The organism is Sphingomonas sp. SUN019 (genome assembly GCF_024758705.1).
In the GTDB taxonomy this organism is placed as follows: Bacteria; Pseudomonadota; Alphaproteobacteria; order Sphingomonadales; family Sphingomonadaceae; genus Sphingomonas.
Genome location: NZ_CP096971.1, coordinates 3,140,520 through 3,167,125 on the forward strand (window position 1 = coordinate 3,140,520; position 26,606 = coordinate 3,167,125).

General features: G+C 67.3%; 30 protein-coding genes. 16 read left to right on the forward strand and 14 right to left on the reverse strand.

The window, feature by feature from the left end:
• Nucleotides 1-35: 35 nt before the first annotated feature.
• Nucleotides 36-848 carry an enoyl-CoA hydratase/isomerase family protein gene (locus M0208_RS15110; RefSeq protein WP_258892497.1) on the forward strand — a complete coding sequence of 271 codons (813 nt, stop codon included), beginning with the start codon at nucleotides 36-38 and terminating at the stop codon, nucleotides 846-848.
• Entirely contained in the window at nucleotides 845-1,618 is a 774-nt protein-coding gene (locus M0208_RS15115) for an SDR family NAD(P)-dependent oxidoreductase (RefSeq protein WP_258892498.1), read from the forward strand. The genes M0208_RS15110 and M0208_RS15115 overlap by 4 nt, the downstream gene beginning before the upstream one ends.
• Nucleotide 1,619: 1 nt before the next feature.
• On the opposite strand, the gene M0208_RS15120 is transcribed toward M0208_RS15115, so the two are convergent.
• The 10 genes from M0208_RS15120 to M0208_RS15165 all read right to left on the reverse strand — a co-directional run bounded on the left by M0208_RS15120 (nucleotide 1,620) and on the right by M0208_RS15165 (nucleotide 10,219).
• Nucleotides 1,620-2,060 (reverse strand): type II toxin-antitoxin system VapC family toxin, encoded by a 441-nt coding sequence (locus tag M0208_RS15120; RefSeq protein ID WP_258893275.1) that lies wholly within the window; start codon nucleotides 2,058-2,060, stop codon nucleotides 1,620-1,622.
• Nucleotides 2,054-2,290 carry a type II toxin-antitoxin system Phd/YefM family antitoxin gene (locus tag M0208_RS15125; protein ID WP_258892499.1) on the reverse strand — a complete coding sequence of 79 codons (237 nt, stop codon included), beginning with the start codon at nucleotides 2,288-2,290 and terminating at the stop codon, nucleotides 2,054-2,056. Before M0208_RS15125 ends, M0208_RS15120 begins: the two co-directional genes overlap by 7 nt.
• Nucleotides 2,291-2,342: 52 nt before the next feature.
• Nucleotides 2,343-3,461: a DNA polymerase III subunit beta gene (gene dnaN, locus M0208_RS15130; protein WP_258892500.1), complete on the reverse strand. Its 1,119-nt coding sequence runs from the start codon at nucleotides 3,459-3,461 to the stop codon at nucleotides 2,343-2,345.
• A 125-nt stretch (nucleotides 3,462-3,586) separates the two neighbouring features.
• Nucleotides 3,587-4,012, reverse strand: a complete 426-nt coding sequence (locus M0208_RS15135) for an organic hydroperoxide resistance protein (RefSeq protein WP_258892501.1) — start codon at nucleotides 4,010-4,012, stop codon at nucleotides 3,587-3,589.
• 45 nt (nucleotides 4,013-4,057) lie between these two features.
• Nucleotides 4,058-4,954 (reverse strand): sensor domain-containing diguanylate cyclase, encoded by an 897-nt coding sequence (locus M0208_RS15140; RefSeq protein ID WP_258892502.1) that lies wholly within the window; start codon nucleotides 4,952-4,954, stop codon nucleotides 4,058-4,060.
• A gap of 61 nt (nucleotides 4,955-5,015) precedes the next feature.
• Nucleotides 5,016-5,804 carry an OmpA family protein gene (locus M0208_RS15145; RefSeq protein ID WP_258892503.1) on the reverse strand — a complete coding sequence of 263 codons (789 nt, stop codon included), beginning with the start codon at nucleotides 5,802-5,804 and terminating at the stop codon, nucleotides 5,016-5,018.
• 84 nt (nucleotides 5,805-5,888) lie between these two features.
• Entirely contained in the window at nucleotides 5,889-6,935 is a 1,047-nt protein-coding gene (gene recF / locus M0208_RS15150) for a DNA replication/repair protein RecF (RefSeq protein WP_258892504.1), read from the reverse strand.
• A gap of 151 nt (nucleotides 6,936-7,086) precedes the next feature.
• On the reverse strand, nucleotides 7,087-7,860 hold the full coding sequence (locus M0208_RS15155) for a Coq4 family protein (RefSeq protein WP_258892505.1): 774 nt from the start codon (nucleotides 7,858-7,860) through the stop codon (nucleotides 7,087-7,089).
• Nucleotides 7,861-7,961: 101 nt separating this feature from the next.
• Nucleotides 7,962-8,954: an aldo/keto reductase gene (locus M0208_RS15160; protein ID WP_258892506.1), complete on the reverse strand. Its 993-nt coding sequence runs from the start codon at nucleotides 8,952-8,954 to the stop codon at nucleotides 7,962-7,964.
• Complete coding sequence (locus M0208_RS15165; RefSeq protein WP_258892507.1) at nucleotides 8,951-10,219, reverse strand: dicarboxylate/amino acid:cation symporter; 1,269 nt, start codon at nucleotides 10,217-10,219, stop codon at nucleotides 8,951-8,953. The genes M0208_RS15160 and M0208_RS15165 overlap by 4 nt, the downstream gene beginning before the upstream one ends.
• Nucleotides 10,220-10,300: 81 nt before the next feature.
• On the opposite strand from M0208_RS15165, the gene glmM reads away from it, so the two are divergent.
• Nucleotides 10,301-11,641, forward strand: a complete 1,341-nt coding sequence (gene glmM, locus M0208_RS15170) for a phosphoglucosamine mutase (RefSeq protein WP_258892508.1) — start codon at nucleotides 10,301-10,303, stop codon at nucleotides 11,639-11,641.
• Nucleotides 11,642-11,704: 63 nt separating this feature from the next.
• Here the strand turns inward: glmM and M0208_RS15175 are convergent, their stop codons facing one another.
• From M0208_RS15175 to M0208_RS15190, 4 genes are read right to left on the reverse strand one after another with little or no spacing between them, the layout of a single operon-like run.
• Complete coding sequence (locus M0208_RS15175; protein ID WP_258892509.1) at nucleotides 11,705-12,088, reverse strand: hypothetical protein; 384 nt, start codon at nucleotides 12,086-12,088, stop codon at nucleotides 11,705-11,707.
• Between the two features lie 60 nt (nucleotides 12,089-12,148).
• On the reverse strand, nucleotides 12,149-12,637 hold the full coding sequence (locus M0208_RS15180) for a DNA-deoxyinosine glycosylase (protein ID WP_258892510.1): 489 nt from the start codon (nucleotides 12,635-12,637) through the stop codon (nucleotides 12,149-12,151).
• Nucleotides 12,634-13,029, reverse strand: a complete 396-nt coding sequence (locus M0208_RS15185; protein WP_258892511.1) for a type II toxin-antitoxin system VapC family toxin — start codon at nucleotides 13,027-13,029, stop codon at nucleotides 12,634-12,636. The genes M0208_RS15180 and M0208_RS15185 overlap by 4 nt, the downstream gene beginning before the upstream one ends.
• Entirely contained in the window at nucleotides 13,026-13,292 is a 267-nt protein-coding gene (locus M0208_RS15190; protein WP_258892512.1) for a type II toxin-antitoxin system VapB family antitoxin, read from the reverse strand. Before M0208_RS15190 ends, M0208_RS15185 begins: the two co-directional genes overlap by 4 nt.
• A 101-nt stretch (nucleotides 13,293-13,393) precedes the next feature.
• On the opposite strand from M0208_RS15190, the gene M0208_RS15195 reads away from it, so the two are divergent.
• From M0208_RS15195 to murG, 13 genes are all read left to right on the forward strand, one after another.
• Nucleotides 13,394-14,374: a cysteine synthase A gene (locus tag M0208_RS15195; protein ID WP_258892513.1), complete on the forward strand. Its 981-nt coding sequence runs from the start codon at nucleotides 13,394-13,396 to the stop codon at nucleotides 14,372-14,374.
• Between the two features lie 47 nt (nucleotides 14,375-14,421).
• Nucleotides 14,422-14,721: a hypothetical protein gene (locus tag M0208_RS15200; protein ID WP_258892514.1), complete on the forward strand. Its 300-nt coding sequence runs from the start codon at nucleotides 14,422-14,424 to the stop codon at nucleotides 14,719-14,721.
• Between the two features lie 310 nt (nucleotides 14,722-15,031).
• Entirely contained in the window at nucleotides 15,032-15,532 is a 501-nt protein-coding gene (locus M0208_RS15205) for a division/cell wall cluster transcriptional repressor MraZ (RefSeq protein ID WP_258892515.1), read from the forward strand.
• Complete coding sequence (gene rsmH / locus M0208_RS15210; protein ID WP_258892516.1) at nucleotides 15,529-16,500, forward strand: 16S rRNA (cytosine(1402)-N(4))-methyltransferase RsmH; 972 nt, start codon at nucleotides 15,529-15,531, stop codon at nucleotides 16,498-16,500. The genes M0208_RS15205 and rsmH overlap by 4 nt, the downstream gene beginning before the upstream one ends.
• The gene (locus M0208_RS15215) at nucleotides 16,497-17,135 is read left to right on the forward strand and encodes a hypothetical protein (RefSeq protein WP_258892517.1); all 639 of its coding nucleotides are present in this window, start codon (nucleotides 16,497-16,499) and stop codon (nucleotides 17,133-17,135) included. The genes rsmH and M0208_RS15215 overlap by 4 nt, the downstream gene beginning before the upstream one ends.
• Nucleotides 17,132-18,856 (forward strand): penicillin-binding protein 2, encoded by a 1,725-nt coding sequence (locus tag M0208_RS15220; RefSeq protein ID WP_258892518.1) that lies wholly within the window; start codon nucleotides 17,132-17,134, stop codon nucleotides 18,854-18,856. Before M0208_RS15215 ends, M0208_RS15220 begins: the two co-directional genes overlap by 4 nt.
• On the forward strand, nucleotides 18,853-20,271 hold the full coding sequence (locus M0208_RS15225; protein WP_258892519.1) for a UDP-N-acetylmuramoyl-L-alanyl-D-glutamate--2,6-diaminopimelate ligase: 1,419 nt from the start codon (nucleotides 18,853-18,855) through the stop codon (nucleotides 20,269-20,271). Before M0208_RS15220 ends, M0208_RS15225 begins: the two co-directional genes overlap by 4 nt.
• Nucleotides 20,268-20,399 (forward strand): hypothetical protein, encoded by a 132-nt coding sequence (locus tag M0208_RS15230; protein ID WP_258892520.1) that lies wholly within the window; start codon nucleotides 20,268-20,270, stop codon nucleotides 20,397-20,399. Before M0208_RS15225 ends, M0208_RS15230 begins: the two co-directional genes overlap by 4 nt.
• Nucleotides 20,400-21,776, forward strand: coding sequence for a UDP-N-acetylmuramoyl-tripeptide--D-alanyl-D-alanine ligase (gene murF, locus M0208_RS15235; protein ID WP_258892521.1), 1,377 nt, complete (start codon nucleotides 20,400-20,402; stop codon nucleotides 21,774-21,776).
• Nucleotides 21,777-22,847, forward strand: a complete 1,071-nt coding sequence (gene mraY, locus M0208_RS15240) for a phospho-N-acetylmuramoyl-pentapeptide-transferase (RefSeq protein ID WP_258892522.1) — start codon at nucleotides 21,777-21,779, stop codon at nucleotides 22,845-22,847.
• Nucleotides 22,844-24,205: a UDP-N-acetylmuramoyl-L-alanine--D-glutamate ligase gene (murD, locus tag M0208_RS15245; protein ID WP_258892523.1), complete on the forward strand. Its 1,362-nt coding sequence runs from the start codon at nucleotides 22,844-22,846 to the stop codon at nucleotides 24,203-24,205. The genes mraY and murD overlap by 4 nt, the downstream gene beginning before the upstream one ends.
• Nucleotides 24,206-24,213: 8 nt before the next feature.
• Nucleotides 24,214-25,431 (forward strand): FtsW/RodA/SpoVE family cell cycle protein, encoded by a 1,218-nt coding sequence (locus tag M0208_RS15250; RefSeq protein WP_258892524.1) that lies wholly within the window; start codon nucleotides 24,214-24,216, stop codon nucleotides 25,429-25,431.
• The gene (murG, locus tag M0208_RS15255) at nucleotides 25,428-26,573 is read left to right on the forward strand and encodes an undecaprenyldiphospho-muramoylpentapeptide beta-N-acetylglucosaminyltransferase (protein ID WP_258892525.1); all 1,146 of its coding nucleotides are present in this window, start codon (nucleotides 25,428-25,430) and stop codon (nucleotides 26,571-26,573) included. Before M0208_RS15250 ends, murG begins: the two co-directional genes overlap by 4 nt.
• Nucleotides 26,574-26,606: the final 33 nt, after the last annotated feature.

Genomic DNA, 26,606 nt, shown 5'->3' on the forward strand with positions numbered 1-26,606 from the left:
GATGCGGCGTCAAACGTAAAAGAGAGGATGCCGGGATGGCCAAAGAACAGGCAACCCGCACGGCGATACGCGTCGAGCGGCGCGGCGAGGTCGATTGGGTGACGATGGACCGGCCCGATCGGCTGAATGCGCTGGACGACGCGATGATCGGCGAGCTGTCGGACTATTTCGGCAGCATCGCGAAGGACCGCGATTGCCGCGTGATCGTGCTTAAGGGCGCGGGGCGGGCGTATTGCGCCGGGCTGGACCTGCAGGCGCGCGCGGCGGGTGTGACGGATACGATCGACCGGCTGGCGCACCAAAGATCGATCGCCGAGATCGTGATGAAGATGCGATACTGCCCGCAGCCGATCGTCAGCCTGATCCATGGTCCGGCGTGCGGCGGCGGGTTCGCGATGGCGCTGGCGTCGGACATTCGCATCGCTGGCGAGAGCGCGCGGATGAATGCGGCGTTCATCCGGATCGGGCTGTCGGCGTGCGACATCGGCGTGTCGTATTTCCTGCCGCGGCTGATCGGGGCGAGTCTGGCGGCGGAACTGATGCTGACGGGCGATTTCATCCTGGCCGAGCGCGCGCTGGCCGTCGGGCTGGTGTCGCGCGTCGTAGCCGACGATTCGATGGAAGCGGCGGCCGAGCCGCTGATCGAGGCGATGCTGACGACCTCTCCAATGGGCCTGCGGCTGACCAAGGAATGCCTGCGCATGAGTATCGACGCGCCGAGCCTGGAGGCGGCGGTGGCGATGGAGGATCGCAACCAGATTCTCTGCGCGACCAGCCCTGATTTCGGCGAAGGGATTGCGGCGTTCTTCGAGAAACGGCGGCCTGACTATACGAGGAAGACAACATGAGCGGACTGGCTGGGCGCGTCGCGCTGGTGACGGGCGGCGGGCGTGGGATCGGACGCGCGATCGCCTTGCGGCTGGCGCGGGACGGCGCGGACGTGGCGGTGAACTATCGCCGTGACGCCGATGCCGCGGCGGAGGTGGTTGCGGAAATCGTGGGTATGGGGCGGACGGCGAGGGCCTATGCCGCGTCGGTCGACCGGTTCGAGGAATGCGAAGCGCTGGTCGCGGCGGTGCTCGCCGATTTCGGCGCGGTCGACATCCTGGTCAACAATGCGGGAATCGCTAGCCGCGGACAGTCGGTCGCCAATACGGAGCCCGGCGAACTGGAGCGCGTGCTGAAGACCCACGCCTTCGCGCCACATTACATGAGCAAGCTGGTGCTACCGTCGATGCGCGAGCGTGCGAGCCGGGAGGGCGGCCGCGGGGATATCGTGATGATCTCCAGCGTGGCGACGTTGTATCACGCACCCAATGGCGCGCCGTACAATATGGGCAAGGCCGCGGTGGAGGCGTTGGCGCAGACGCTTGCCAAGGAAGAACGCGCGCACGGCATCCGTACGAACATCGTCGCGCCGGGGCTGACCGTGACCGACATGGGCGAACGGCTGGCCAAGGCGACGCGCGGGGTGGCGAGCATCCACGATCTGGACGCCGGGTCGCCGTTCGGACGGGTGAGCACGCCCGAGGACGTGGCGGCGGCGGTGGCGTATTTCGTGTCGGCGGACGGGGCATATGCCAACGGACAGAAGATCAATCTGCATGGGGGCGGGTAGGTTAGTTTGCGGGAGGCGACATTGCGACGTCGATCCCCAGCAACAAAGCCGCATCGCCCATCCGGCGGTCCAACGTCGCGATCGCGAGTCGATTCTCTGCTGCTATCGCAAGATGCAGAGCGTCGCCCGCCCGCAAGTTGATTCCAGGCTGATCCAGAAACTCCGTCGCCCGTGTAAAATGACGGTCCTCTATCGCGATCGGATCGAGGCTGGACGTGATCAGCGCGTCCCATGTCCGTCGCAGGACCAAACGGTGCGATTCATCAATCTCGCGCGCGCGCGATTTCTGCGAAAGTGCACCAGCAACCTCAGTTACGACCCACGGGCTTATCGCGAGTGAACCGGGAGGCTGCCGCTCAAACCAAGCCAACGCCGCGTCGGTATGGCGTTCACGCGCCAGCGACGCCACGATCAGCGACGCGTCGCAATAGACGCTTAATATCGCGCTTCATCCCGCATCTGCTGGACGGTTTCGCTCGTCATCGGCATTCCAGCCGTCAGCGCACGGAGCATCTCGATGTCGATCGGTTTCTTTGCGGCCGACTGTTCAATCACCGTCAATTGGACGAGCGGCTTTCCGCGCCGCATGATCGCAATCGATTCACCACGAAGCGCGCGTTCTACCAAGTCGCTGAGGTGCGCCTTCGCTTCGGCAATGTTGTAGGCTGCCACATTGCCCTCCTGACCAACTGTGTGACCAAGATAGGAAGCGCGCCTCCCCCCGTCAAACCCGCATCGGCATCAGGACATACAGCGCCGCCGCCTTGTCGTTCTCGCGGATCAATGTTGGGGCGGCGGCGTCGGCAAGATGGACTTCGACCGAATCGCCGTCGATCTGGGCGAGGATGTCCATCAGGTACCGGCTGTTGAAGCCGATCTCGAACGGAAGCGCGACGTACTCGCCGGGGACTTCCTCCGCCGCGGTGCCGTTTTCGGGGCTGGTGACCGAGAGCGTGATCTTGTCGCGGTCGAGCGCCATCTTCACCGCGCGGGTCTTTTCGGTCGCGATGGTGGAGACACGGTCGACGCCCTGCATGAAGCTTTTCGGATCGAGTTTCAGGATCTTGTCGTTGCCGGTGGGGATGACGCGGCTGTAGTCGGGGAAGGTGCCGTCGATCAGCTTGGAGGTCAGGATCGCCTGGCCGAGGTCGAAGCGGATCTTCGTCGGTGACAGCGAGACGCCGACCGAACCGTCGATCTCGTCGAGCAGCTTGCGCAATTCGGCGATGCATTTCCGGGGCACGATGACGTCGGGCATGTTCTCCGCACCCTCGGGCCGGGGCAGGGTGACGCGGGCGAGGCGGTGGCCGTCGGTCGCGGCGGCCTTCAGCACCGGCTGCGATCCCTCGCCATCGGCGACGTGCAGGAATATGCCGTTCAGATAATAACGCGTTTCCTCGGTCGAGATGGCGAAGCGCGTCTTGTCGATGATCTGCTTCAGCAATTCGGCGGGCATTTCGAACTGTACCGGCAATTCGCCCTCCGCGATCACCGGGAAATCGTCGCGCGGCAGCGTGCCGAGCGAGAAGCGCGCGCGTCCAGCGACGATCGCCATGCGCCCGTCGGCGGCGGTCAGCGAGACCTGTGCGCCCTCTGGCAATTTGCGCGCGATGTCGAACAGGGTGTGCGCGGACACGGTGGTCGCGCCGGGTTGGTCGACGGCGGCGGCGATGCTTTCGTTGATTTGCAGATCGAGGTCGGTCGCCATCAGGCGGATCGCGCCCTCCGCGGTCGCCTCGATCAGCACGTTCGACAGGATCGGGATCGTGTTGCGCCGTTCCACCACCGACTGGACATGGCTGAGCCCCTTCAGCAGGGTCGCGCGTTCGATCGTCGCCTTCATTACTTCATCCCCCGGCCCGCCGGATTCGACCAGGGGCAATCTCGGGCGACCCTAGCCAATCCAGAAGCATCGGGGCAAGCCGGGTCGCGCGAGTTTTCGGTGGATGGATTGCGCGTTAGCCGCCGTCAGGCGACCGTCAGGCCGACGTCGACGTTGCCGCGCGTGGCGTTGGAATAGGGGCAGACTTCGTGCGCGGCGTGGACGAGTTTCTCGGCCTCCGCTTTGTCGACGCCGGGCAGCGCGATCGTCAGGTCGGCGGTGATGCCGTAGCCGCCCTCGCTGCGCGGGCCGAAGCCGATTTCGGCGGTGACGGTGGCGTCGGCGGGAATCTTGACGCCGACCTTGCTGGACACGGCCTTCATCGCGCCGAGGAAGCAGGCCGAATATCCAGCGGCGAACAGTTTTTCGGGGTTCGCGCCGGAACCGCCGGGGCCGCCCATTTCCTTCGGCACGACCAGTTTCACATCGACCGATCCGTCGTCGGACTTCGCCGAACCGTCACGGCCGCCGGTCGCGGTGGCGCTGGTCTTGTAGATGACGTCGATGGACATGGTGGTTCCTTTCGGGAGAGGTCGCGACGCTAACGCACTTGGCCGTCAGGCGATCCGCGCGCACCCCCGGCCCGCGCGTTTCGCGGCGTAGAGCGCGGCGTCGGCGGCGGCGAACAACGCATTCGGCGAACGTCGCGCGTCGGCCATCGCCAGTCCGGCGGAGACGCGGATGGAGAATACCCGGCCGTCGAACGCGATCGGCTGCGCGCAAATCTCGACCAGCCGATCGAGCGCGGCGCAGGTCGCCGCGCGATCCACTCCTGCAGGCAACAGGATGGCGAATTCATCGCCGCCGATGCGGGCCGCCATCGTCGCGCCGGGAAAACGCGCCAGCCGCCGCGCGACCGTGCACAGGCATTCGTCGCCGGCGGCATGGCCGTGCGTATCGTTGACCTGTTTGAAATGGTCGAGATCGATCAGCACCAGCGCGCCGACGTCCGCCGCGTCCGTGTCGTGAAACTCACGCTGGAACGTCGCGCGCCCGGCGATTCCGGTCAGCGCATCGCATTCGGCCTGCCGCCGGAGCGCGTCCCAGCGCGCGCGTTCGTCGGTGATGTCCTGCTTCACGCCGTACAGCCGGACGGTGCGGCCGTGGCGGCGCTCGGTTTCCACCTGCAGGCGAATCCAGCGCGGCATCCCGTCGGGCCGGATGATGCGCGCGTCGAGCGAGAAGCCGCTGCCGTAAGCGACCGCATCGGCGCGCAGCCGTTCGAGCGCCAGGCGCGACGGTTCGTCGTACATCGCCAGCGTCATGCGGCGGTCGACCGGATTGTGATGGGGCAGGCCGAACAGGTCGAACACACCCGCGCTCCAAGTCAGTCGCTCGTCGTCGCCCAGATCGCACGCCCATGCCCCGATCCCGGCCGCCGCGGTGGCGCGGTCGAGCAATGCGGCAAGGTCGGTCGGCTCGGGTCGTGGATCGAGACGGGCGACCATGTGCATGGCCCCGCTCTAACCCGCGAGGGTTAAGGCGGGGTTGTTGTGGCAGCGAAACGGCCAATGCTTACTGGTCGCGCGCGAACGTTTCCGCGCGCTGGCCGAGCAGGGTCACTTCGACGCGACGATTGCGCTGCATTCCCTGCGCGGTGGCGTTGGTGGCGACCGGGCGGCTTTCGCCATATCCCTCCACCGCGAAGCGCGCGCGGGTCACGCCCATCTGGTCGAAGGCGGTACGGACCGCGTCGGCGCGACGCAGCGACAGGCCCTGGTTGTGGGCGTCGGTGCCGCGCGAATCGGTGTGCCCGTCGATCGCGACGCGGACGTTGCCGTTGTCGCGGAGGTAGTCGGCGAGCGGGCGCAGCTTGTCGATCGCGCCGGGACGGAGCACGGCGCTGTCGGTGGCGAACAGCACCTGTTCCTCCAGCGTCATGGTCGCGCCGCGTTCGGTCTGGCGGAAGCCGTAGTCGCGCATCGCGCCGCGATCCCAGCGGCCTGCACCGGGGTCGGGTCCGCGATCCACCTCCACCGCTACGACATAGCCGCGATCACGCTGGTTCCAGTCGAACCGGTCGCGGCGCCCGCCGGCGATCTGTGCGAAGGCGCGGTTGGCGGCGTTCGCTTCACGCGGGGCGACGCGGCCGTCGCGGTTCCAGTCGAAGTTGCGCAGGACAAAGGCGCGGCCGCGATTGGTGCCGCGCAGTTCGGGGAACAGCGCGGGCACGCCTGCACCGATCAGGCGGTATTCGCGTGTGCCCGGACGGCCGCCCGACCAGTCCCAATTGCGCTGCGCGACCGCCGGAGTGGCGGCGATGATCGTGCCGACACAAAGCGCAGCGAGAGTGAACTTCTTCATGATTCTTCTCCGTAGCCCCCGCTACGGCAGTGCGAGTGGACCCGGGCGGTTGAACCGCCGGTGTCCCGCGTCGACAGGCGGCGTTCAGCCGAGCGTGATGCGCGTCGCGTCCGCCCCGATCGCGTCGAACAGCGCGGGCTCGGTCCCCGTCATCCATATTTGGCCGCGCCTGGCGAGGCGTTCGAACAGCGACGCGCGGCGGGCCGGATCGAGGTGTGCGGCGACTTCATCCAAAAGCAGGATTGGGGCGTTCCCGCGGCGTTCGCCGACCAGATCGGCGTGGGCGAGGACGATGCCGAGCAGCAGCGCCTTTTGTTCGCCGGTCGAGGCGAGCGCGGCGAGGCTGGTCTTGTCGAGATGCGTGACGATCAGGTCGACGCGGTGCGGGCCGATGAGCGTGCGGCCCGCCGCGGCGTCGCGTATGCGGCCTTCGCGCAGGGAGTGGAGCAGCGCGTCGGCGTCGCCCGACCAGCCGTCCAGCGTCAGCCCCGCGCGCGGGAAATCGCTCGGCGGTTGCGATGCGAGGCGTTCGGACAGCGCGGAAACGGTATCGCGCCGCGCGGCGTCGACGGTCGCGCCGTGCTGCGCCATCTGCACCTCCAGCGCGGCCAGCCAGTCGCGGTCGGGTAGATCGTCGGCGAGCAATTTGTTGCGCGCGCGCATCGCGGCGTCGTAGCGCGTCGTCTCGCCCGCGTGGGCGGGCGACAGCGCCAGCGTCAGGCGATCGAGGAAACGGCGGCGTTCGCTGGCGGGTTCGACGAACAGGCGGTCCATCGCGGGGGTGAGCCACAATATGCTCAGCCATTCGGCGAGCGCGTTGGCGGTGGTGGTCGCGCCGTTGACGCGGACGACGCGGCGTTCGGGGGCGGCGGCGAGCGTGCCGGTGGCGATCTCGACCGCTTCTGCGCCCAGCGTCGCGGCGATGCCGAAGCCGCCGGGGCCGTCGGCGCGCGCGACCTCCGACAGGCTGGCGCGGCGCAGACCGCGGCCGGGGGCGAGCAGTGAGACTGCTTCGAGGATGTTGGTCTTGCCCGCACCATTGGGGCCGGTCAGCACGACGAAGCCTGCGCCGGGCGTCAGCGCCAGGTCGGTGTGGTTGCGGAGGTTGGTGAGGACCAGGCGGGCGAGCATCGGGGTGGGCTTAGCCAGGTGCGCGCATAGTTGACACCACCCCGGCGAAGGCCGGTGTCCAGTTGCTACGAATTATGTTGGCTAGGTGTGCCCGCTCCACAGCAATCGGTGGGACTGGGCCCCGGCTTTCGCCGGGGTGGTGCTTGTGGGATCAGGCCGCCGCCGTCGCGCGGCGTTCGCTCAGGTACGACGCCAGCTCGGCGCCCAGTTCGCGCTGCGCGCGCTTGTACGCCGCCGGTTCGCGGATGCCGAGCCGGGCGCGGGCAGCGTCGATCGGTTCGTGAAGCAGCGTCAGATAGTCTTCACCCGAAATCCATTTTGCGGCGCGGCCGTGGCGGTATCCTTCCCAGACCGCCTTCGCAAACAAGGTGCTCTTCGTGACGCGCAGGCTCTTCAGCGCCGCCGCCCCGCCTATGAACGCCCAGCCGAGTCCGCCGACCTGCGCATAGCTGAACGCGACGAGGCACGCTTCGCCGAGGCTTTCATCGGCCTTGTAGCCGGTCAGGACGTGCCAGATGTCGTGCGTGTCGCGGACGCGGCGGCCGAACCAAGCGTAAGGATGCGCCATGTCGGTTTCGTCGGGCTGGAGCTTGCTGACCTCGACCAAGCCGTCGGCCGAATAGCCGGTCGATTCGAGGAAGTCGCGGTACGCCGCGCCGACGGTGCCGGGGGCAAAGCTGGCGACGAAATCGCGTTCGGAGAAGCGGCGGGCGAGTTCGACCCGGTCATACGCGATGCGGCCACCCTCGGTGGTGGCGATCAGCTGCGCGTAGCTTTTCGGCGTGCTGCCGACGTTCAGCGACCGCATGATGCGAAACACTTGCGTCGTGTCGTCGCCGTTGTTCATCAGCTTCTTGATCGCGTCGAACGCGGTTCGCCAGTCGCGGCGGCCGGTCGTGCCGGGGAAGGGGGGTAGCGTGGCCATGAGCGGACTCCTACTGACAGGAGTGTTAATAGGTGATTGCTGACAGGTTTGTCAATAGGTGTTTGGCACCGCTCCCCTGAAGGGAGAGGGGCTTACCAAGGCTACAGCCGCACCATCGACATCATTCGCTCACCATAACGCGGCCCGGCGGTGCCGCCGCGCGGGGCAGCGGCGTCCAGTTTGGTCAGGTCGTCGGCAGTCAGCACCACGTCCGCGGCCTTCATCGAATTCTCCAGCGTGACGCGGCGCTTGGAGCCGGGGATGGGGACGATGTCGTCGCCTTGCGCCAGCAACCACGCGAGTGCGATCTGCGCCGGGCTGACGTGGTGCGCATCGGCGACGCCCTTCACGACCGCGACGATTTCCATGTTGGTCGCGAAATTCTCTTCCGAGTACCGCGGATCATTCAGCCGGTAATCACCTTCGGGCAAGTCCGACCGCTGCGTGATCTGCCCGGTCAGGAAGCCGCGCCCGAGCGGGCTGTAGGGGACGAAACCGATGTTGAGTTCGCGGCAAAGCGGCAGGATTTCTTCCTCCACGTCGCGTTCCCACAACGAATATTCGGATTGCAGCGCGGCGATCGGGTGCGTCGCGGCGGCGCGGCGGATCGTGTCGACACCGGCTTCGGACAGCCCGAGGTGGCGGACCTTTCCTTCGGCCACCAGCTCGCCCATCGCGCCGACCGTCTCCTCGATCGGGACGTTCGGATCGACGCGGTGCTGATAGAGCAGGTCAATCGTCTCGACGCCCAGTCGCTTGAGCGATCCCTCACATGCGCGGCGGATGTTGGCGGGGCTGGAGTCGGTGCCGATCACCCCGCGATCGCCGAAGCGGAAACCGAACTTGGTCGCGACCACGACGCCGTCGCGTTTGCCGCGGATCGCTTTGCCGACCAGTTCCTCGTTCACCAGCGGGCCGTACACTTCGGCGGTGTCGAAGAAGGTGACGCCCAGTTCGATCGCGCGGTGGATCGTCGCGATGCTCTCGCCTTCGTCGGCCTCGCCGTACATCCCCTTCGACACGCCAGCCATCGGCATACAGCCGAGGCCCAGCGCGGAAACCTCGAATTGGGGGCTGAGCGTGCGGTACTTCATAGCGACATCTCCTCGACGAGCGTGTCCGCCTCGTCCTCTGTTACGTGGTTCCAACGCGCGAGCGTCGCGGTGGTGGCAAGATCCGTCATGACATTGCCCAGCGTCCGGACGATATCGGGAATAGTCTCCACCGCGACGAGCAGCCCGAGCGGCGCGACGGGTGCGCCGATCGCCGCCGCGACGGGCGCAATCGCGCTGACGTAGCTGACCGTGCCGGGCAGGCTGACCGACCCCAGCGAGGTCAGCGTGGCGACCACGGTGCCGACCGCGAGCGTGGCGGGGCTGAGCGGCACGCCGAACCAGGTCGCGATATAGATCGCCACCGCGAAGTTCATCGCCGGGCCGGTCGCGCGAAAGATCGCGACCGCCAGCGGCAGCGTCACGCCAGCCGTCGCCACCGGCACGCCGAGCGCCCGCGCGCCCGCCAGCATCGCGGGCAGCGAGGCGAGCGAGCTTTGCGTGCTGATTGCGACCGCCTGGCTGGGGAGCGCGGCGCGGGCGTAGCGGGCAAGACCAATCTTCCCGCCGAACACCGCCAGCGGATAGGCGATCAGCGCGACGCATACCCCGACCGCGGACACGGTCAGGATGTAATGCACCAGCGCGCCGAACGCGCCGGTTCCTGCACGCGCGCCGACCACCAGCGCGAGCGCGAAGACGCCGATCGGCGCGATCCACAGGATCCAGCCGATCACGACCAGCATCGTGTCGCGCACCGCGGTGAAGAAGCGGGTCAGCAGCACGCGGAGGTCGCTGTCGATGCGGGTCAGGGCGAAGGCGAAGATCAGCGCGAAGATGATGAGCGACAGGAAGCTGTTCTCGACCGCCGCCTTCACGATGTTCGCGGGGACGATGTTCGCGAGGAACTCGCCCAATGGCGGGGTCGGCGGGATCGGGGCGACGCCGATCATGGCGGCGCGCAGGCTGGCGGCGGATTCTACCGGCAATGGCGCGATCTGCAGGAACAGCGGCGTCAGCAATGCCGCCGCGGTCGCCGAAAGAGCCAGCATCGTGACGTAGAGCGCGATCGCGCGTCCGGCGAGCCGCCCGGCCTGCGCCGCCTCCGCGGTCGCCGCGACGCCCGTCACCAGCAACGAGAAGACGAGCGGGATGATCGTCATCTGCAGCGCGTTCAGCCACGCCTGCCCGATCGGCTGCGCGACGCTGGCGACCGGATCGACCAGCGTCGCGGCATTCGCGGCGAGCAATATGCCGCCGAGCAGGCCAGCGACCAGCGCCAGTAAAATACGGGTGGATTGCGACATTCTTGTCCCTTGGCTCGCACTTTGATCGGTCCGGCGCTATCACGCGGGCCATAACCCCTAGCGGAACGGACCAGCGCGCGCATGGCAAGGAAATATTTCGGCACCGATGGGATTCGCGGGCTGACCAACGCCAGCGCGATGACCGCCGAGATGGCGATGAAGGTCGGCATGGCGGCGGGAACGTATTTCCTGCGCGGCGATCACCGGCACCGCGTCGTGATCGGCAAGGACACGCGACTGTCGGGCTATATGATCGAAAACGCGATGGTCGCAGGGTTCACCGCGGTCGGGATGGACGTCGTGCTGCTCGGCCCGATGCCGACGCCCGCGGTGGCGATGCTGACGCATTCGATGCGCGCCGATCTGGGCGTGATGATCTCGGCGAGCCACAATCCCTATGCCGACAACGGGATCAAGCTGTTCGGTCCCGACGGATACAAGTTGAGCGACGATGCAGAGCGCGCAATCGAGGCGCTGATCGACGGCGCGCCCGCGCTGGCCCCTGCCGCCGACATCGGTCGTGCGAAGCGGATCGACGATGCGCGGGGGCGGTATATTCACTTCGCCAAATCGACGTTTCCGACCGACCTGACGCTCGATGGGCTGAAGATCGTGGTCGATTGCGCGAACGGCGCGGCGTATCAGGTTGCGCCCTCGGCACTGTGGGAACTGGGCGCCGAGGTCGTCGCGATCGGCGTCGCGCCGAATGGGAAGAACATCAACGATCAGGTCGGATCGACTCACCCGCAGACGATGGCCGAGACGGTCGTGGCCAGCGGCGCGGCGATCGGCATCGCGCTGGACGGCGACGCGGACCGGCTGATCGTGGTCGACGAGAGCGGCCGCGTGGTCGACGGCGATCAGCTGATGGCGACGATCGCCAGCGGCTGGGCGCGCGCCGGGCGGCTGACCGGCGGCGGGCTGGTCGCGACGGTGATGTCGAACCTGGGGCTCGAGCGCCAATTGGCGGCAGAAGGGCTGGGGCTGATCCGCACCGGTGTCGGCGACCGATATGTGCTGGAGGCGATGCGCGCGCAGGGATATAATGTCGGCGGGGAACAGTCCGGGCACATCATCCTGTCCGATTATGCCACGACCGGCGACGGGCTGGTCGCGGGGCTGCAGATACTGGCCGAACTGAAGCGCGCGGGCGCGCCAGCGAGCGAGGTGCTGCACCGTTTCGATCCGGTCCCGCAATTGTTGAAGAACGTGCGGTTCGCGGGCGGCAAGCCGCTCGACCATGATGCGGTGAAGACGGTGATCGCGGATGCCGAGGCCGAACTGAACGGTACCGGACGGCTGGTGATCCGCCCGTCGGGCACTGAGCCGGTGATCCGCGTGATGGCCGAGGGCGACGACGCGCGGCAGGTGGAGGCGGTGGTGGACCGGATCTGCGACGCGGTGCGCAAGGCGGCGGCGTAGTCGATAAAAAACCCGCCGCTACGTGGGAGCGGCGGGCGTGATTTCGGCGGAAGGCCGGTCAGTTCAACCCTTGCAGGTCTGGCTTTCCTTGCCGGGCTGGGCCAGCGTGATGCCCTTCGCATCGCCGGTCAGCGACCAGCCGCCCTCTGCGGTGCGCGGTTCCCCGGCATTCGCGGCCTTCAACGTCGTTGCAGGGCCGCCCTTCGACGTGCGGACGACGGCCTGCTTGTCGCCCTCGAACAGGGTGACGTAGACCAGGCTGTTGTCCTTGCAGCGGAAGCTCTTGTCCGCCTTGATTGCGGCCGGAAGCTCGACCGGCGCGGCGTTGGCGAGTTGGCTCGCCATCGGATCGGGGTTGGAATCGACGACCGTCGGGGCGGCCGGTTCGGAATTGCAGGCGGCGAGCGCGAGAAGCGTCGCGGCGGCGGAGAGGAGGGGGCTCTTCATAGCGATTCCGCGCTTCGCTTATGCAGCAACCGTCGTCAAGGCGATGGTGCGTCCGACATACTAATTAACATCGAGATAATCACGTATTGCCAGCCATGCGGGGCGCTTCGCGTCAAAGCCGATCGTGTGCAGCGCGCTGCTGGAAGGCAGGGCGAGAATCGGTTGGCCGGAGATCAGCCGCCGGCCGATGGCCAGCGCCTTGCCGCCGTTGAAGGCGACGGCGCGCAGATCGGGCAGCGTTTGGATCAACGCGGCGAGATCGTTTGCGGCGTGATCGCGGATCGTCGCGTCGCTGCTGCCGGTGCGGCGGGCGGTGGCGACGACGTCCCACAGGCCGATCCGGGCCTCGAGCAGCGCAGCGAGACGCTGGTCGTAGCGAAGCGCGGCGAGATCGCGGTCGATCGCCGCGCCCACCAGCCGCCAGAACTGGTTCTGCGGATGCGCGTAATAGCGTTGTTCGGCCAGGCTGCGGTCGCCGGGCAAGCTGCCGAGGATCAGGACGCGGGTGCGGGCGTCGACGACCGGTGGGAAGGAGGATTTGAGCGTCACTTCACCGCGGGATTGATATCGGTCTGTGAGAAATCGTTTCCCTTGAAGAGAAGCGGTTCGCCGGTTTCCCTGGCGAGCGCGTAGGCGAAGCAATCGCCGAAGTTTAGTTTGGCGGGGTGGCCGGTTCCGCGACCGTATTCTCTGTAAGCGACGCGAGCCAAATCGGCTTGGATGACCGTCACCGGTTCGACCCCAAACTCGAAATCGTCGCGCAATGCCAGTAATTCGTGTTCCAACATGTGCTGTTGCCTGCGGACGATCACGGCACCGAGTTCGACCCAACTTCCCGCCGATATCGATAACGTGTCCGCCGAAGCCAATATCGCGATGAAAAGATCGCGTTCGGGTTCGCCCAAGATAATCGCCATCAGCGCCGACGTGTCGACGATCATATGGGCAGGCCGTCCTCGTCATACAGCTCGTCCATTATTTCTTTTGAGGTACGACCTTTCCATTCGGGCGGTAGATGCTTGCGAAGTCGGTCGACCGCCGCGTTCATTTTGGCGATCTTCGCCTGGATCTTATCTGCACGATCTTCATGCGCACGTTGCAGGGCAGCGCGAACCGTTTCCGTGACCGTTCGCCCCGTGTCACCCGCCAGTTCGCGCGCGAGGCGTACCGTCTCGGGATCTTTGATATTAAGTTGAACGCCCATCGTTCTACCTCCGTATTCGCGCACTCTACCATCAGTCGCACTTCCGAACAACAAAGCCACGCTCGCTTGCCGCATTCGCCGTCGCGCGCCATCTAGCGGCGATGCAGATCGTTCCCGACACCCTATCGCTCATCGGCAATACCCCGCTCGTCCGGCTGAGGGGGCCGAGCGACGAGACCGGGTGCGACATCTTCGGCAAGTGCGAGTTCGCCAATCCCGGTGCGTCGATCAAGGATCGCGCTGCGCTGTTCATCGTGATGGATGCGGAGGAGAAGGGGCTGCTGGCGCCGGGCGGGACGATCGTCGAGGGGACCGCCGGGAATACCGGGATCGGGCTGGCGCTGGTCGCCAACGCCAAGGGCTACAGGACGATCATCGTGATGCCCGAGACGCAAAGCCGCGAGAAGATGGACACCTTACGTGCGCTGGGAGCGGAGCTGGTGCTGGTGCCGGCCGCGCCGTTCAGTTCGCCGTGCCATTTCGTCCATACCTCGCGCCGGATTGCGGAGGAAACGCCGGGCGCGGTGTGGGCGAACCAGTTCGACAATGTCGCCAATCGCCGTGCGCATATCGTCGGAACGGCGGAGGAGATCTGGGCGCAGATGGATGGTCGCGTCGACGGTTTCACCTGTGCGGTCGGTACGGGGGGCACGCTCGCGGGGGTCGGGCTGGGATTGAAGGCGAAGGACGAGAATGTGCGGATCGCGCTGAGCGATCCGCACGGCGCGGCGCTGTACGAATATTATGCGCATGGCGAATTGAAGAGCGAGGGAACGTCGGTCGCCGAAGGGATCGGGCAGGGGCGGATCACCGCCAACCTGGAGGGCGCGCCGGTCGATACGCAATTCCGGATTTCGGATCAGGAGGGGCTCGACTGGGTCGACCGAATGCTGACCGAGGAGGGGCTTTGCCTGGGTCTGTCGTCGGGGATCAACGTGGCAGGGGCAGTGCGTCTGGCGCGCGAAATGGGGCCGGAAAAGCGCATCGCGACGATCCTGTGCGACACCGGTTTCCGTTATCTTTCAACGCTGTATAATCCGGAATGGCTCACGACGAAGGGGTTGCGCCGAGCGACGAGTTGAGCGAAATTCGACATATGCGCGATGATCGGTTAGAACTTGGCGACAGGATGAAGACGGTCGCACGCTCAACCAGCCAGACGATGCAGCGGGTCAAGGTCGGGATGAGCGGCCTGGCCGCGGTCGTCCTGCTCATCGGACTCGCCAGCGCGATCTTCAGCGCCGCGAGCCGCGAGCGGCCGGTCGACGTCCCCGGCGCGGCGAAGCTGGAAATACCCGCCACCGTTCCGACGCTCAACACGACCGCACCCGCCGACACGGCGAGCGAACCACTGGCCGAACTGGGCGTCGCGCCGAGCACCACCAACAGCGACGCGCCAGCCCCTCCTACCGCCCAGCCGCAGTCATGAGCACGATCGGGTACGGGAAATCGCGGGATCGCTTCCCGATTCGACGCTTGTCGGCGGTACTCGGCACTTACGCAATGCGAACGAAAAGCGAACCGATCGGCGTCATTGAGCCTCTTTGCGACAGGACGCCGCCCGACTAGCGCGATTTCCCGTAATTTCCCTAAAAATCCCTTCACACACCAGCCTCTCCCTGATATTGATCAGGTAAGCAGAGGGGCAGGACCACTGTTGTTGTCGATGTGACGACCGGAGCGCGGCGCAGGCCGTTTTCCGGAACGGTGGGGCTTTGCGCGCCGCGTGCGAGGTGGGCGTGTTGGACAGGGTGGATTATCAGGGAAAGGGCATCGGACTTGTCGACGACAAGGGCCGCGTCGCCATCCCTGCGACCCTCAGGAACATCCTGGCCAAGAACGCGCCGCGCGACGACGGCAAGGACGGCGGGACCGTCATCATCGCGCCGCACCCCGACTATCGTTGCCTCATCGCCTATGATCCCGGTTATCTGAAGGTGTTGCGCCAGCGGCTGGAGCGGCTGGACGAGCAGAATGTCGAGAAGCTGGGGCGGCATGACCACAATCTGATGGACCGCGCAGGCGGGGCAGAGCCGCTGCCGTTCGACGGCAGCGGGCGGTTCATCATGCCCGCGTTCGAGCGCCGTTATGCGCGGATCGAGAAGGTCGCGTTCTTCTACGGATCGCTGAACTGGATCACGATCTGGTCGCCGGAGTTGCTGATCGCGACGCCCGAAGTCGACGCCTATGTGCGCGAGGCCGCGGCCTTCGCGTGCGAAGAGAAGGGTATCGCGCTGTGAGCGCGGCGCGGAAATGCGAGGCGGACGCGCCGCACGTTCCGGTGCTGCTGGACGAGGTGATCGCGGCGCTGGCCCCGGAGCCGGGCGAGCGGCATGTCGATGCGACGTTCGGCGCGGGCGGGTACACGCGGGCGCTGCTGTCGGCGGGCGTGCAGGTGGTGGCGTTCGATCGCGATCCCGATGCGATCGATGCCGGTCGCGCGCTGGAGGCCGAGACCGACCTGATCCTGATTCCTGCGGCATTCTCAGCGCTGGAACCCGAACTCGTCGCGCGTGACCTGGCCCCGGTCGATGGCGTGACGATGGATATCGGCGTGTCGTCGATGCAGCTCGACCAGGCCGAGCGCGGCTTTTCGTTCCAGGGCGACGGGCCGCTCGACATGCGGATGAGCCAGGCGGGGATGTCCGCGGCGGATTTCTGCAACGAGGCGGACGAGGCGGCGATCGCCGACGTGCTGTGGCGGTATGGCGACGAGCCCAAGTCGCGCCGTGTCGCACGGGCGATCGTCGCGGCGCGGCCGCTGACGACGACGGGCGAACTCGCAACCGTCGTGCGGCGCGCTTTGGGATACCGGGCGCACGACAAGAAGGATCCGGCGACGCGCGCTTTCCAGGCGATCCGCATCCATGTGAACCGCGAACTGGACGAATTGTCCGAGGGGCTGGCGGCGGCGGAGCGTGTGTTGAAGCCCGGTGGGCGGCTGGCGGTGGTCACATTCCACAGCCTGGAGGACCGGATCGTGAAGCGTTTCCTGCGTGCGCGCAGCGGCGGGACGCCCGCGGGGTCGCGGCATCGCCCGGCGGCGGCGGAACCGCGCGAACCCAGTTTCGAGATCATCGCCCGCAGTGTTCGTGCGGGCGCGGCGGAGGTGGCGCGCAACCCGCGCGCCCGTTCCGCCACCTTGCGTATGGCGCGGCGTACGACCGCCGCGCCCTGGCCCGTGTATGGGGATGGAGAAGAGGCATGACCGCGGCATATCGATTGAAGGGGCTTGGCTGGTTCGGCGGCGTGGTGATCGTGTCGCTGGGCTTCTACCTCATCAGCCTGCAGGTCGCGGCCGAGCGCAAGCATCTGGATCAGGTGAACGCCAAGATCGGATCGGCCGAACGCGACATCCGCGCGCTGGAGACCGAATTCGACGTGCGATCGAACCTGGTCCAGCTGGAGCGGTGGAACGGCGACACGCTGGCGCTGGTCGCGCCGACCGCAGGGCAGTTCGTGCGGGACGAGGCGCAGCTGGCGTCGATCCGCTTCGATGCGCCGTTGATGGGCGGTACCGACGTGCAGACCGCGGCGCTGGTCGTGCCGTCGATCCCCGATTATACGCCGCCGCCGGTAACCGAGGCCGCGCCGGTCGCGACGATGATGAAGGCGTCGGCGACGATCGCCAAGCCTGCGCCGCGCCGGGAGAGCGTTGCCGAAGCGCCCGCGCCGCGCATGATGAAGGCGGTGGCGGTGAAGGCCGCATCGCCCGCGCCGCTGACCACCGCATCGCTGCGCAAGTCGAAGACGGTGGCGATGCTGGACCGCGGCCTGTTGAGCGATACGACGCTGGGCGACCTGATGAGCGGCGCGCGCGCAGAGCGCGGCCGTAACCGTTGAGCAACCACGAGGCCCGCGCCATCCGGCCGCTGCGGGCCGGCGAGCAGCGCCAGGCGCTGCTGGCGACGCAACATAAGCGGCTGATGATCCTGATGCTGCTGTTCGGCGCGGCAGTGCTGGTCGTCGTCGGGCGGCTGGCGCTGCTGGCGATCGAAGGTCCACGCGAACGGATCGCGGCGCTGATCGCGGCGCCGCGCGGCGACATCGTCGACCGTAACGGCGCGCCGCTGGCCCGCACGATCGACGCGTGGACGATCGCGGTCCATCCGCACAAGATGCTGGGCGACAAGAGCGTCATCGCGCAGCAACTGGCCGACCTGATGCCCGACCAGGGCGATCAGGCGTATTTCTTCAACCTGCTCAGCCGCCGCGCGAACTTCGCGTACCTCAACCGCCGCGCCAGTCCGGCGCTGGTGCAGGCGGTGAATGCGATCGGCGAGCCGGGGATCGTGTTCGAGCGCGAGACGCAGCGGCTGTACCCGCAATCGACGATGGCGGCGCACGTGCTGGGCTATATCGGCACCGCAAAGAAAGATCCGGTCGTGCGCGGGCGTGCCGGGATCGAGCGGGCGCTGGATGCGCGGCTGACCGATCCGGCCAATCACGCGCCGGTGCAGCTTTCGATCGACGCGCGCGTGCAGGCGGCGATGGAGAGCGAACTCGGCCGGTCGGTCGCGGCGATGCAGGCGCGCGGCGCGGCGGGAATCGTGCTGGACGTCCACACCGGCGAGATCATCTCGATGGTGTCGCTGCCGCTGTTCAACCCCAACCGGGTCGGGATGGCGGGGACCGAGCAACTGCGCAACATCAATACGCAGTCGGTGTACGAGCTGGGCTCCGCGTTCAAGCCGATCACGATGGCGACCGCGATCGACACCGGCGTCGTCACCGACATGAGCCGCCGGTTTGACGCGACCAAGCCGCTGCAGGTCGGGCGGTACAAAATCAAGGACGACCACGCGCAGAACCGCTGGCTCAACATTCCCGAGACGCTGATCCATTCGTCGAACATCGCGACCGCGCGGATCGCCGACGAGATCGGCCGCGCCCGACTTGAGGCGATGTTCCGCAAGCTGGGATTCGACCACAAGCCCGACATCGAACTGATCGAGAAAGGGCGGCCGTTGTGGCCGGTATACTGGGCGCGCACGACGACGATGACGGCGGCCTATGGCCACGGTATCGCGGTGACGCCGCTGCATCTGGCGAATGCGTACGCGACATTGGTCAACGGCGGCATCTTCCGCCCGACGACGTTGCTGAAGGTCGCGCCGGGCATGGCCCCGGCGGGCAAGCGCGTGCTGAAGGAATCGACCAGCGCGCGATTGCGGCAATTGCTGCGGCTGATCGTGACCGACGGCACCGGGCGCAAGGCCGAGGCGCCGGGATACCGGGTCGGCGGCAAGACGGGAACCGCGGAGGCGGCGGAAGGCGGCGGCTATGCGCGTAATCGCAACGTTTCCACCTTTGCGGCGGTGTTCCCGATGGACGCGCCGCGCTATGTCGTGCTGGTGATGATGGACAGCCCGAAGCGGGTCGAGGCGAATCTGTTCCAGACGACCGCGGCCTATACCGCTGCGCCGGTCGTCAGCCGCGTGATCGCGCGGACCGGCGCGATGCTGGGCGTGATCCCCGACGATCGCCGCGACATCGACGAGCGCGACATGGCCGGGCTGCTGTGGCACGCGCCGGGCGACGAGAAGAAGGTGGACGCCGAATGAAGCTGGGGGCGCTTACGGGAGGCGCCGACGCGGCGCAGGTGACGGGGTTCGCGATCGACCACCGCAAGGTCGCGCCCGGCACGATCTTCGGCGCGTTCGAGGGCGCGCGGGTCAACGGCGAGGATTTCATCCCGGCCGCCGTCGCCGCTGGTGCGGTCGCGGTCGTGGCGCGGCCCGAGGCGATCGTCGAGGGCGCGGCGCATATCGCCGACCGCAATCCGCGCGAGTGCTTCGCGCGGCTGGCGTCGGCGTTCTTCCGGCCCTTTCCGGCGACCGCGGTGGCGGTGACCGGGACCAACGGCAAGACATCCACGGTCGAGATGACGCGGCAATTGTGGTGGATGGCGGGGCATCACGCCGCGTCGATCGGTACGTTGGGCGTGACCACGGCGGACGAGCGCACGACGACGGGGCTGACGACGCCCGATGTCGTCACCTTCCTGTCGAACGTCGCGGGGCTGGCGCGCGAAGGGGTGACGCATGTCGCGTTCGAGGCGTCGAGCCACGGGCTGCACCAGTATCGCACAGAAGGCTTGGCCGTAGCGGCGGCGGCGTTCACGAATTTGAGCCGCGATCACCTGGACTATCACGGCGATATGGCGGCGTATTTCACCGCCAAGCTGCGACTGTTTTCCGAGGTGCTGAGTGCGGACGGGACCGCGGTGGTGTGGGCCGACGACCCGCAATCCGACCGCGTGATCGATCTGGCGCGCGCGCGAGGCAACCGGCTAATGATGGTCGGCGAACATGGCGATGCGCTGCGGCTGGTGTCGCGCGATCCGACTCTGCTGGGGCAGGGGCTGGTGATCGCGGATGCGGACGGGCGCGAGCACAAGGTGACGCTGCCGTTAATCGGGGCGTATCAGGCGGCGAATGCGCTGGTCGCGGCGGGGCTGGTGATCGCTACCGGCGGGGATACAGATGAGACGATCGCCAATCTGGCGCGGTTGCAGCCGGTGCGCGGGCGGCTGGAGCGCGCGGCGATCCTGGCGAGCGGCGCGCCGGTCTACGTTGATTATGCGCATACGCCCGACGCGCTGGAGGCGGCGATCGCGGCGCTCCGCCCGCATGTGACGGGGCGGCTGATCCTGGTGTTCGGCGCGGGCGGCGATCGCGATTCCGGCAAGCGCGAGCCGATGGGCGCGGTCGGGGCTGGCCTGGCCGATGTGGTGATCGTGACCGACGACAATCCGCGCGGCGAAGATGCGGCGGCGATCCGGCGCGATGTGCTGGCGGGTGCGCCGGAGGCGACCGAGATCGGCGACCGGCGTGCGGCGATCGCTGCGGCGGTCGGGATGGCGGCGGCGGGCGATATCGTGCTGATCGCGGGCAAGGGCCATGAGCAGGGGCAGATCGTCGGCGATCTGGTCCTGCCGTTCGACGATGTTGGTGTGGTGAGGGAGGTCGCGAGGTGAAGCGCAAGTTCGAGATGCCGGTGAAGCCGTCGGTAGGGACGGAGGGCGAGCGGCCGCCACGGGAACGGCGGAAGCTGAGTTTGAAGTTCGGTGGTGATGACGCGTCGAATGGTGTCGAGGCGCGCTGAATGCCCGCTCCGCCGCTCTGGTCCAGCGACGAGATCGCGCGCGCGGTAGGTGGGGTCGCGACGGCGGAGTTCTTTGCCCGCGGCGTGACGTTCGATTCGCGCGAGGTCGGTCCGGGCGATCTGTTCGTCGCGCTGTCCGGTGAGGCGACCGACGGGCATCGGTTTCTCGACCAAGCCTTTGCGCAGGGCGCGGCGGGGGCGTTGGTGTCGCGGGACGAGGCGCGGGCGTCGGTGAGGGTCGCCGATACGTTTGCGGCGCTGGAAGACCTCGGGCGCGCGGCGCGGGCGCGGACGGAGGCGCGGATCATCGGCGTCACCGGATCGGTCGGGAAGACGTCGGCGAAGGAGGCGCTGTTCGCGTGCCTCGATCGCGGCGTGCCGGGCGAGGCGCATCGATCCGTCAAGAGCTACAACAATCATACCGGTGTGCCGCTCAGCCTGGCGCGGATGCCCGCGGCGGCGCGCTATGGCGTGTTCGAGATGGGGATGAACCATCCGGGCGAACTCGCGCACCTGACGACGCTGGTCCGCCCGCACGTCGCGATCGTCACCGCGATCGCGCCCGCGCATACGGAGTTCTTCCCCGACGAGAGCGCGATTGCGGACGCCAAGGGAGAGATTTTTGCCGGGCTGGAGCCGGGCGGGGTCGCGATCATCCCGTACGACAGCCCGCACCGCGACCGGTTGATCGCCGCCGCGACGCCCTATGCGGGCCGGATCGTGACGTTCGGAACCGATCGCAACGCCGACGTGCGGCCGCTGGAGACGATGCGCGTGCCGACCGGCGGCACGTTCGTCACCGCGAAACTGCCGGGCAGCGAACTGAGCTTCACGATCGCGCAGCCGGGTGCGCATTGGGTGTCGAATGCGCTGGCGGTGCTGGCGGCGGTCGAGGCGGTGGGCGCGGACCTGGGGTTGGCGGGGCTGGCGCTGGCCGAGATGGGTGGGCTGCAGGGGCGTGGCGCGCGGTTCATCGCCAAGCTGCTCGGCGGCGAGGCCCTGGTGATTGACGAGAGCTACAACGCCAACCCGGCATCGATGGCGGCGACGCTGGCGGTGCTGGCGCACGAACCCGGTCGTCACGTCGCGTTGCTCGGCGAAATGCGCGAACTGGGGGAGAAGAGCGCGGACTATCACGCCGCGCTGGCCGAGCCGATCCTGGCCGCAAACGTCGAAGCGGCGCTGCTGGTCGGTGAGGCGATGGCCCCGCTAGCGACCGCGCTTGAGGGGCGCGTCGATTTCGTCCATGTGCGCGACACTGCGGCGGCGCTCGACCATCTTGCGATGATCGCGCCGGGCGATGCGGTGCTCGTCAAGGGATCGAACGGGGTGGGGCTGGCGCGGGTCGTCGCGTCGCTCGCTGGGGGCAAGATTTAAGTGCTGTACTGGATCGCCGAACAGCTTGGATTTCCGGGCGTCCTGAACCTGATCCGTTATCAGACGACGCGGATCGGCGGGGCGATCGCGACCGCGTTGATGATCGGGCTGATCATCGGACCGCGCTTCATCGGGTGGTTACGCATCCGGCAGGGCAAGGGCCAGCCGATCCGCGCCGACGGCCCGCAGACGCATCTGGCCAAGCGCGGCACGCCGACGATGGGCGGGCTGATGATCCTGACCTCGCTGACGCTGTCCGTCCTGCTGTGGATGGACCTGAGCAATCCGTTCGTCTGGTCGTGCCTGTTCGTGACATTGGGCTTCGGCGCGATCGGGTTCATGGACGATTACGACAAGGTGACGAAGGCGAGCCACGCGGGCGTATCGGGGCGCACGCGGCTGATCCTGGAATTCGCGATCGCCGGAATCGCGGCGTTCATCATCATGCAGGAGAACGGAACCGGATTGTTCCTGCCGTTCACCAACCGGATGTATATCGAATTGTGGTGGTTCTATCCGTTGTTTGCGGCGTTCACGATCGTCGCGTTCGGCAATGCGGTGAATTTGACCGACGGGCTGGACGGGCTGGCGTCGATGCCAGTGATCATCGCGAGTCTCGCGTTCATGGTCATCGTCTATCTGGCGGGGAACGTGAAGTTCGCCGACTATCTCGGCATTCCGCACGTTCCGCGTGCGGGCGAACTGGCGATCTTCTGCGGCGCGATGATCGGCGCGGGGCTGGCGTTCCTGTGGTTCAACGCGCCCCCTGCGGCGGTGTTCATGGGGGATACCGGCAGTCTGGCGCTGGGCGGCGCGTTGGGGACGATCGCGGTGACTGCGCATCATGAGATCGTGCTGGGGATCATCGGCGGGCTGTTCGTGGTGGAGGCGATGAGCGTCATCATTCAGGTGTTCTTCTATAAGCGAACCGGGAAACGCGTATTCCGCATGGCCCCGATCCACCACCATTTCGAGCAATTGGGCTGGAGCGAGCCGACGGTCGTGATCCGGTTCTGGATCATCGCGTTCGTGCTGGCGCTGGCGGGTCTGTCGACGTTGAAGCTCAGGTGATCACCAGCCGCGCCTGGAACGGGAAGCGCTACGTCGTGCTGGGCCTCGCGCGGTCGGGCGCGGCGGTGCTGAACGCGCTGATGGAAAGCGGCGCGCGGGTCGTGGCGTGGGACAGCGACGCGACGCGGGTCGCGGATGTGAAGGCGCATTTCGGAGCGCAGGACGATCCGGCGGGGGAGGGAATGAACTTCCTCCATTCTGGCGCACGGCTGGAGATCGTCGATCCGATGGGGCTCGATCTGTCGGCGTTCGACGCGTTGGTCGTATCGCCGGGGGTGCCGCTGAACACACATCCGCTGGCGGCGAAGGCGCGCGACGCTGGCGTGGCGGTGATCGGCGACATCGAATTGTTCGCGCAGAGCCGCGCCGAACTGCGGCCGCACAAGGTCGTCGGGATCACGGGGACGAACGGCAAGTCGACGACGACGGCGCTGGTGCATCATATCCTGCAGACCGCGGGGGTGCCCTCGCTGATGGGCGGGAATATCGGGCTGCCGATCCTCGAGCAGGAACCGCTCCCCGAGGGTGGCGTCTATGTGCTGGAGCTGTCGAGCTATCAGATCGACCTGACGCAGACGCTGGATTGCGATGTGGCGGTGTTGCTGAACGTCACGCCTGACCATCTCGATCGATATTCAGACTTCCAAGCTTACGCAGATAGCAAGGCGCGGTTGTTCGCGATGCAATCGCCCGAGCATGAGGCGGTGATCGCGATCGGGGATGCGGCGTCGGCGCAGATCGCGCGGGGTCTGTCGGCGCGCGGGGAGCATCTGACCAAGATCGCGCCCGGCGTGTGCATGGACCAGTCGCGCTGGCCCAGCCTTCAGGGGCCGCACAATGCGCAAAATGCCCTCGCCGCGATTTCGGTGTGTCAGGCGCTAGGGGTTTCCGAGGCCGACATCGATCGCGGCTTGCAGAGCTTCAAGGGACTGCCGCATAGGATGGAGCAGGTCGGTGTCGTGAACGGCGTGGCTTACGTCGATGACAGCAAGGCGACCAATCCCGAAAGCACCGCGCCCGCGCTGGCGGCGTTTAGCCGTGTGCATTGGATCGTCGGCGGGCGTGCGAAGGGCGATGATCTGGACGCGTGTCGTCCGGCGTTCGGCCATGTCGTGCGCGCCTATACGATCGGCGAGGCGGGGCCGGTGTTCGCCGCCGTGCTGGAGGGCGACATGCCGGTCGAGCGGGCGGGGACGCTGGCCGAGGCGGTGAACAGCGCGGCGTGGCAGGCCAAGGCGGGGGATACCGTCCTTTTGTCGCCCGCGGCGGCGTCGTTCGATCAGTTCCGCGACTACGAACATCGCGGACAGGCTTTCAAGGATGCGGTGGGGGCGCTGCAATGCAAGACGGGGCAATGAGTGACGGAATGGCCGAGATCGTGAGCGAAGCCGGGATCAAGGCGCGGTTGCGGGCGCGCGGCGGGCGCGGCGATCGCAGCCCGCTGGGGACGTGGTTCTGGGATACCGACCGCGTATTGCTGTTGCTAACGTTCGCGCTGATCGCGGTCGGGCTGCTGGCGGTCGCGGCCGCCAGCCCGGCCAGCGCGATGCGCTATTCGGGCGACCACCTGAAATTCCCGCCGCTCTATTATTTCTGGCGCCAGCTGATGTGGGTCGGCGTGTCGTTGCCGGTGCTGATCGTCGTGTCGATGCTGCCGGTGACGGCGGCGCGGCGGCTGGCGGTGATCGGGGCGGTCGGCTTCACCGTGCTGCTGGCGATGACGCCGTTCGTCGGGGTCGAGGTGAACGGCGCGCGGCGCTGGATCGGCTTGGGCATCGCGCAATTCCAGCCGTCCGAGTTCCTGAAGCCGTGCTTCATCGTGACGGTCGCGTGGCTGCTGTCGCTGCGGTCGAAGGACGAGAGCTTGCCGGTCACGGCGCTGACGTTCGGAATGACGGGCCTGGTTGCCGGACTGCTGATGCTGCAGCCCGATCTGGGGCAGACGATCGTGTTCGGCGCGGTGTGGATGGCGCTGCTGGTCATCGCTGGCACGCCGACGCGGACGATCGTGGGGTTTGCGTCGCTGGCCCCGGTTGGCCTGGTCTGCGCGTATCTGTTCTACGGCACTGCGCGCAAGCGGATCGACGCCTTCCTGTTTCCGGGCGCCGAGGACGGCGCGAGCGACCATTTCCAGACCAATGCGGCGCACAACACGCTGACCGCGGGCGGCTGGACCGGGACCGGGCCGGGCGGCGGCACGGTGAAGTTCGGGCTGCCCGAGGCGCATACCGACTATATCTTTTCGGTGATCGGCGAGGAATTCGGCCTGATCGCGTGCGCGGTCATCGCGGTGATCTTTCTTGCGATCGTGGTGCGGGTGTTCGTGAAGCTGCTGGACGAACAGGACGGGTTCAAGCTGCTCGCCGCGTCGGGGCTGGCGGTGCAGTTCGGCGCGCAGGCGCTGGTGTCGATGGCGGTCAATACGGGCATGGCGCCGTCGAAGGGCATGACCTTGCCGTTCATCAGCTATGGCGGATCGTCGATGATCGCGCTGTCGATCGGGATGGGGTTGCTGCTGACCTTCACCCGGCGCAATCCGTTTCTGATGCGTAGTCCCTATGTCACCCGCTGGGGTAGCCGATGAGCAAGCCCCGTCATTTCGTTTTGGCCGCCGGGGGTACGGGCGGCCACATGGTCCCGGCTGCGGCTCTGGCCGAAGAACTGACGCGGCGCGGGCACCGCGTGGCGCTGGTCAGCGATGCGCGTGGCGTACGCTTCCCGGGGCTGTTCGAGGGTGTACAGACGCACGTCTTGCCCGCCGGGCGGTTCGCGGGCGGGCCGCTGGGCTGGGCGAAGGCGACGCGTGAGATGTGGCGCGGGCGGGCGCTGGCGCGGCAATTGTACCGGACGTTCCGGCCCGCGGCGGTGATCGGGTTCGGTGGCTATCCGGCGTTCCCGGCGCTGTCGGCGGCGTTTGCGGAGAAGATTCCGACCGCGGTGCATGAACAGAATGCAGTGCTGGGGCGGGTCAACCGGCTGGTCGCGGGGCGGGTCGATGCGATCGCAACCTCCTATGCGAAGACCGAGCGGTTGAAGCCCGGTCACGAGGTGAAGGTTCATCACGTCGGCAATCCGGTACGCGACGCGGTGCTGGCGCTGCGGTCTCAGCCCTATCCGTTGCTCGACGAGGATTCGATCTTCCGCGTGCTGGTGACGGGCGGGTCGCAGGGGGCGAGCGTGCTGTCGCAGGTGGTGCCGGAGGGGCTGTCGATGCTGCCGGTCGCGTTCCGGCGGCGGCTGCAAGTGACGCATCAGGCGCGGATCGAGGATATCGATGCGGCGCGCGCGAAGTACGCCGAACTCGACATCGCGGCCGATCTGGCGACGTACCTGCCCGACCTGCCCGAGCAGTTGAAATGGTCGCACCTCGTGATCGCGCGCGCGGGCGCGTCGACGATCTCGGAACTGACCGCGGCGGGGCGCCCGGCGATCCTGGTGCCGCTACCAAGCGCGACCGACGATCACCAGACCGCCAATGCGCGCGAGATCACCGAGGCAGGCGGCGCGCGGACGATCGCGCAGGCTTCGTTTACGCCCGCCGAACTCGCGAAGCAGATGCAACGGCTGGGGCTGGACCCCGACGCGCTGCAGAACGCCGCGGGGCGGGCGCGGAGTTGCGGCAAGCCCGACGCGGCGCGTGACCTGGCCGATCTGGTCGAGAGTTTGGACGCGCCGCGGAGTCCATTGCCGGTTGGGCTGGTGCAGAAGCGTGAGGCGTTCGCGTGAGGGGGGCGACCTCCATCCTCCCCTGCAAGGGGA